Here is a 6017-nt window from a genome sequence, read left to right as displayed (position 1 = left end):
CGGCACGATGGGCGGCGCCCGCTGTCTCGGCCGGGCCGACGACCTCGGTTCCATCGAGGTGGGTAAGCTCGCGGACCTGGTGCTCTGGCGCCTGGACGGGCTCGGCCACGACGGCATCGACGACAAGGTCGCGGCGCTGGTCCTCGGCCCGGCCGCGCCGGTGGAGCTGGCCCTGGTCGGCGGCCGCCCGGTGGTGGAGAGTGGCCGGCTGGTCAACGCCGACGCCCGCGCGCTCACGCTGCGCGCTCGTCGGGCCCACCGTCGGTTGCTCGACGGATTTTAGGCAAACTTAAGGAAGCCGCCCCGATTAATTGTTATCGGGGTGCGGAATCGCCGCGACCTGCGGGCCATTGTCGGGCGATTCTCAATTCTTCTTTCGCGCCTTGATACAAGCCTCCTGAGCTGTGCATACTCCCTGGCGAATAGCTTTCACCGCTTCGGTACGGCCTCAGTGAAGGAATGGTTATGCGAACAACTGGAGCCCATGTCGCGCCCGGCGAGGTCGCCAAGCGGCGCCGGCGCACCACCCGGGTCGCCCTGGCCGCCGCGGTCGCCGCCGCGCTGGGCGGAAGTGGCATCTACATCGCCAACGCGAGCGCCGCCGAGACCGTGGTGCCGGGCCGGGTGCAGGCCGAGGCGTACGCCGCCCAGTCCGGCGCGCAGGTCGAGGGCACCGGCGACGCCGACGGCGGGAAGAACGTCGGCTGGCTCGCCGCCGGGGACTGGCTGCGCTACGACAACGTCTCGGTGACCGGCGCCGGCCTGTCCGCCCGGATCGCCTCGGACAACGCCACGGGCGGGTCGATCGAGCTGCACCTGGGCTCGCAGACCGGCGCACTGCTGGCGACATTCCCGGTCGCCCGTACGGGTGGCTGGCAGAAGTGGACGACGGTCACCGCCACGGCGAAGTCCGTACCCACGGGGCAGCAGACCGTTTTCGCGGTGCTCAAGAGCGCGCAGGCCGGCGACTTCGTGAACGTCAACTGGTTCACGTTCGGAGCGGCGACCACTGCTACGCCTGTGCCTTCCACGCCCGCACCCGCACCGACCACCTCCGCTCCGGGTGGGACGCCCTCCGGTGACGGCTGGGTGACCATGGACCAGGCCAAGTGGAAGGCGCAGCTGGCCGCGTTCGACGCGATGAAGCCCAAGGCCGTGCCGGCCGGCAACGTACGGGTGCCCGAGTTCAACGCCTCCTGCACGGTCAGCCACTCCAAGCCCGACGACCCGATCGTCTTCCCGGGCATGTCCGGCGCCTCGCACATGCACACGTTCCTGGGCAACAACAGCACCGACGCCAACACCACGACCATGACGCTGCTGGCCAACGCCGGATCGAGCTGCAAGCCCGGCGAGGACCGTTCCGCGTACTGGGTGCCGGAGCTGCAGGAGAACGGCAAGGCCGTCAACCCGCACGGCGTCACGGTCTACTACGGCTCCCGTCTCAAGGACCCGACCAAGACCGTGCCCTTCCCGCAGGGCTTCCGCATGATCGTCGGCGACGCCAAGCGGCAGGTGGCCACCCCGAAGGGCGCTCCCGGCCAGTTCTGGTGCGCCGGGGCCGGTGGCGAGGTCGGCCGCAGCGCCGACGGCAACTGGCCGGTCTGCGCCAAGACCGCCGAGCTGACCTTCCAGCTGACCTTCCCGGACTGCTGGGACGGCGTGCACCTGGACAGCCCCGACCACAAGTCGCACGTCGGCGGGACCGGCCCGGACGGCACCTGCGCGAGCGGCAAGTTCCCGGTGGCGATCCCGTCGCTGTCCTTCGTGATCGGCTACCCGACCTCGGGCAGCGCGGCCGGCTTCAAGCTGTCGTCGGGCAACGCCTCCTCGATGCACGGCGACGCGTTCTTCGCCTGGGAGGACGAGGCGCTGGGCAGCCGGGTCAAGAACTGCATCGTCCAGAAAGCCAAGTGCGACTCGTTCGGCAACTTCTAGGTCGGCACCACCGGGTGCCCCCGATCCCCCGGGGGCGCCCTCATCCCCAGATAGAGAAAAGCAGTGGCCCCCGTTTCCCCGCGGGGGCCACTGCCATGTCCGGGCCGAGTTCCGTGCGGCGGGCGCGCAGACCGATACGGTACGAGGAGAGGGGCCAGCCATCGCAGTGAGGGGAGTCGCCGACCGTGACCGAGATTCTGTCCGACGAGGCCGTGGCGTTCGTAGCTGACCTGAACCGGCGGTTCCGCCCGCGGCGCAACGAGCTGCTGGCCGCCCGCGCGGCCCGGCGCGCCGAGATCGCCGCCGGGGGCAGCCTCGGGTTCCTGGCCGAGACGGCCGACGTGCGCGCGGGTGACTGGCAGGTGCCGGCCGCACCGGCCGACCTCACCGACCGGCGGGTCGAGATCACCGGCCCGACCGAGCGCAAGATGACCATCAACGCCCTCAACTCGGGTGCCAAGGTGTGGCTGGCCGACCTGGAGGACGCCAACACCCCGCACTGGTCGAACGTGGTCGACGGCCAGCAGAACCTGTACGACGCGATCCGGCGCACGATCCGGCTGGAGACCGACAAGAAGACTTACGAGCTGGGCGACGGGCCGTACCCGACCATCGTGATGCGGCCGCGCGGCTGGCACCTGGACGAGCGGCACCTGCCGGTGGACGGGGAGCCGGCCGTCGGGGCGCTGGTCGACTTCGGGCTCTACTTCTTCCACAACGCCGCCGAGCTGCTCAGCCGGGGCAGCGGGCCGTACTTCTACCTGCCCAAGATGGAGTCGCACAAAGAGGCGGCGCTCTGGAACGACGTGTTCACGTACGCCCAGGAGGCGCTGGGCATCCCGGTCGGCACCATCCGGGCCACTGTGCTGATCGAGACCATCCCGGCGGCGTTCGAGATGGACGAGATCCTGCACGCGCTGCGGCCGCACATTTCAGGGCTCAACGCCGGGCGCTGGGATTACCTGTTCAGCATCATCAAGTACTTCCGCGACAACCCGGCGATGGTGCTGCCCGACCGGGCCGCGGTGACGATGACGGCGCCGTTCATGCGGGCGTACACGGAGCTGCTGGTCTCGACCTGTCACCGGCGCGGCGCCTTCGCGATGGGCGGCATGGCCGCCTTCATCCCCAGCCGTCGCGACCCGGCGGTCAACGAGGTCGCCCTGGCCAAGGTCCGCGAGGACAAGGAACGCGAGGCCGCCGACGGCTTCGACGGCTCCTGGGTGGCCCACCCCGACCTGGTGCCGGTCTGCCAGGAGATCTTCGACCGGGTGCTGGGCGACCGGCCCAACCAGCTCGACCGCCGGCGCGACGACGTCAGTGTCGAGGCGGCGCAGCTGCTCGACGTGGCGGCCACCGGCGGCGCGGTGACCGAGGCGGGCCTGCGCGGCAACGTCTCGGTCGCCCTGCAGTACCTGGAGGCCTGGCTGCGCGGCAACGGTGCGGTCGCGATCAACAACCTGATGGAGGACGCGGCCACCGCGGAGATCTCCCGCTCCCAGGTCTGGCAGTGGATCCACAACGGGGTACGCCTGGACGACGGCACCACGATCACGGCCGGCCTGGTCGGGCGGATCGAGGACGAGGAGCTCGCCGAGATCCGCGCGGCGCTGGGCGACCAGGCCTGGGCGGGCAGCCGCTTCGACGACGCGCGCAAGCTCTTCGAGCGGGTGGCCCTCGCCGACGACTTCGCGGACTTCCTGACGACGGCCGCCTACGAGTCGATCGACTGACGATGCGGCTCAGCGACGAGGACTACGCCGCCCTGGACGACCGGCTCGCCGCCCACGACAGGTTCCTCGCCACCCGGTATCCGGGGGAACGGACCGGGCGGCAGCCGGTGCACACGGTGTACATCCCGGCCGACCGGATCGGTGGCTTCCGGCAGTGGGGCGCCCAGGCGCTGGCGGCGCTGGACGAGTGCCCGCCGCTGCCGTTCCCGGCCGCGCTGGCCGACCGGGTCCGGGCCAAGCTGGCCACCGAGCCGATCGAGGACCTGCGGATCGACTTCGAGGACGGCTACGGCGTCCGCGACGACGACCAGGAGGACGCGGCGGTCAAAGCGGCGGTGGCCGTGCTGGCCGAGGGGCCACGCCCGCCGTTCGTCGGGATCAGGATCAAGTCGCTGGAGGCGGCCACCCGGCACCGCTGCCTGCGCACCCTGGACCTGTTCCTGTCGCTGCACCAGGAGCCGTTCACGGTGACCCTGCCCAAGGTGAGCGGCCCGGACCAGGTCACCGCGATGGTCGCGCTGTGCGAGACGCTGGAGCGGGGGTACGGCCTGGCCGCCGGCACGCTGACGTTCGAGATCCAGATCGAGCTGCCGTCGGCGGTGCTCGGCGCGGACGGCACGGCGACCGTGGCCCGCCTCATCACCGCGGCCGGCGGCCGGTGCACGGGTCTGCACTACGGCACGTACGACTACAGCGCGGCGGCCGGAGTGGCGGCGGCGTACCAGGCGATGGACCACCCGGTCGCCGACTACGCCAAGGCGGTCATCCAGGCGGCGGCGGCCGGCACCGGCGTCCGGCTCTCCGACGGCTCGACCAACATCCTCCCGGTGGGCTCGGACGTGGCCGTCCACGACGCCTGGGCGCTGCACCACCGCCTGGTCCGCCGCTCTCTGGAACGCGGCTTCTACCAGGGCTGGGATCTGCATCCGGCGCAGCTGCCGACCCGCTTCGCGGCCACCTACGCCTTCTTCGCCGACGGGGTCGACGCGGCCTCGATCCGCCTGCGCCGGTACCTGGACCGGCAGTCGGGCGGCATCCTCGACGAGCCCGCCACGGCCCGGGCGCTGGCCGGCTATCTGCTGCGCGGGCTGGACTGCGGTGCGCTGGACGACGCCGGTTTCACCCGGGAGGAGCTGACCGCACTGCTCTGAGCGGCTCTGCTCTGGGCGGCTCTGCTCTGGGCGGTGGACCGCTCAGCCGCCCGAGGTGCCGCTGGACAGCCCGGAGCCGGTGCTGCCGCGGCCGACGACGTTGGTCTTGACGGTGCCGTTGCCGACCTTGCCGGTCGGCGGCAGCTTGAACGCGCGCCGGGTCGCCCGGTCGCCGGCCGAGAAGGAGTCGCCGCCGTCCAGGTACGTGCCCGGCTTGAGGCCATGGGCGTAGAACGGGGAGTGGTACAGGAAGAACGACGAGGTCTCGTCGGCGTCGGCGCAGAGGTCCTCATCGACGATCTCGCCGTCCTCGTCGGCGCAGTAGAACACCTCGTCGACCGGCGCCTGCTCCTCGTCGTCCCCGGCGTCGTCCCCGCTGTCGTCCCCGCTGTCGTCCTCGTCCTCGTACTGCTCCTCGTCCGACGAGTCCGCGCCGGTGTCCGACCCCGAACCCGACCCCGACCCCGATCCGGGCCCGGCGTTGTTGCCGTCGGAGTCGTAGGCGTAGGTGGAGTCGTCGTAGTCGTCGTAAGTGGTGTCGCAGGCGGCGGTGCCGCCCGCCGCCAGAGTGAGGAACGCGGCGGTCAGGGCCACCTTGCGTGAGGTCATGCGGCGGGTCGGCACGGTCGGCACTCCACGTCCCCCTCGGGTCATGCGTCGGGGGGTTGCGCCCGCTGCGCGATCTTTATACCGGCCGCCGGCGCTTCGCTCAGCCCCGATGATCCGCCCGGTCGGGAACCGGACACCCGATTGTGATCTTGTGGCTCGGCTTCACCCGACGTAGCCGTGTGGCAACAGTTGGCGGTTAGGCTCGGCGCATGGTCGATCTGGTGGTGCGGTCCCGTCGTGCCGTCGTCGGCGGCGTCGAGCAGCCCGCCGCGGTCTCCGTCGCCGGGGGCCGGATCGTCGCCGTGGACGACTACGCGGCCGTGCTGGAGGCCGCCGAGGACGTGGACCTGGGCGACCTCGCCCTGCTGCCCGGGCTGGTCGACACCCACGTGCACGTCAACGAGCCCGGCCGCACCGAGTGGGAGGGCTTCGCCACCGCCACCCGGGCCGCGGCCGCCGGCGGGGTCACCGCCATCGTGGACATGCCGCACAACAGCCTGCCGCCGACCGTCGACGCCGACGCGCTGGCCGTCAAGCAGGACGCCGCCCGCGGTCAGATCCACGTGGACGTCGGCTTCTGGGGCGG

Annotated in this window: 6 protein-coding genes; 5 read left to right on the top strand and 1 reads right to left on the bottom strand. The window is 71.5% G+C overall.

The genetic code is table 11. The features are described from left to right. From AB0C29_RS29640 to AB0C29_RS29625, 4 genes are all read left to right on the top strand, one after another. Positions 1-283 (top strand): amidohydrolase family protein (locus AB0C29_RS29640; protein ID WP_360826854.1); only part of this gene is annotated, 283 nt, incomplete at its 5' end. A gap of 182 nt (positions 284-465) precedes the next feature. Continuing rightward, positions 466-1938 (top strand): DUF1996 domain-containing protein, encoded by a 1473-nt coding sequence (locus tag AB0C29_RS29635; protein ID WP_360826851.1) that lies wholly within the window; start codon positions 466-468, stop codon positions 1936-1938. 185 nt (positions 1939-2123) lie between these two features. Continuing rightward, positions 2124-3671: a malate synthase A gene (gene aceB, locus AB0C29_RS29630; RefSeq protein ID WP_360826848.1), complete on the top strand. Its 1548-nt coding sequence runs from the start codon at positions 2124-2126 to the stop codon at positions 3669-3671. Between the two features lie 2 nt (positions 3672-3673). Further along, the gene (locus tag AB0C29_RS29625; protein WP_360826845.1) at positions 3674-4822 is read left to right on the top strand and encodes a DUF6986 family protein; all 1149 of its coding nucleotides are present in this window, start codon (positions 3674-3676) and stop codon (positions 4820-4822) included. Between the two features lie 42 nt (positions 4823-4864). On the opposite strand, the gene AB0C29_RS29620 is transcribed toward AB0C29_RS29625, so the two are convergent. Next, complete coding sequence (locus AB0C29_RS29620) at positions 4865-5431, bottom strand: hypothetical protein (protein ID WP_360826842.1); 567 nt, start codon at positions 5429-5431, stop codon at positions 4865-4867. 209 nt (positions 5432-5640) lie between these two features. Here AB0C29_RS29620 and AB0C29_RS29615 point away from each other — a divergent pair. Next, a partial coding sequence (locus tag AB0C29_RS29615) for an amidohydrolase family protein (RefSeq protein WP_360826839.1) occupies positions 5641-6017 on the top strand: 377 nt, incomplete at its 3' end.

It is taken from the genome of Actinoplanes sp. NPDC048791, from assembly GCF_040650095.1.
Classification (GTDB): Bacteria; Actinomycetota; Actinomycetes; order Mycobacteriales; family Micromonosporaceae; genus Actinoplanes.
Note: the sequence above shows the minus strand (reverse complement) of the source record. Positions and strands in the feature narration are given on the sequence as shown.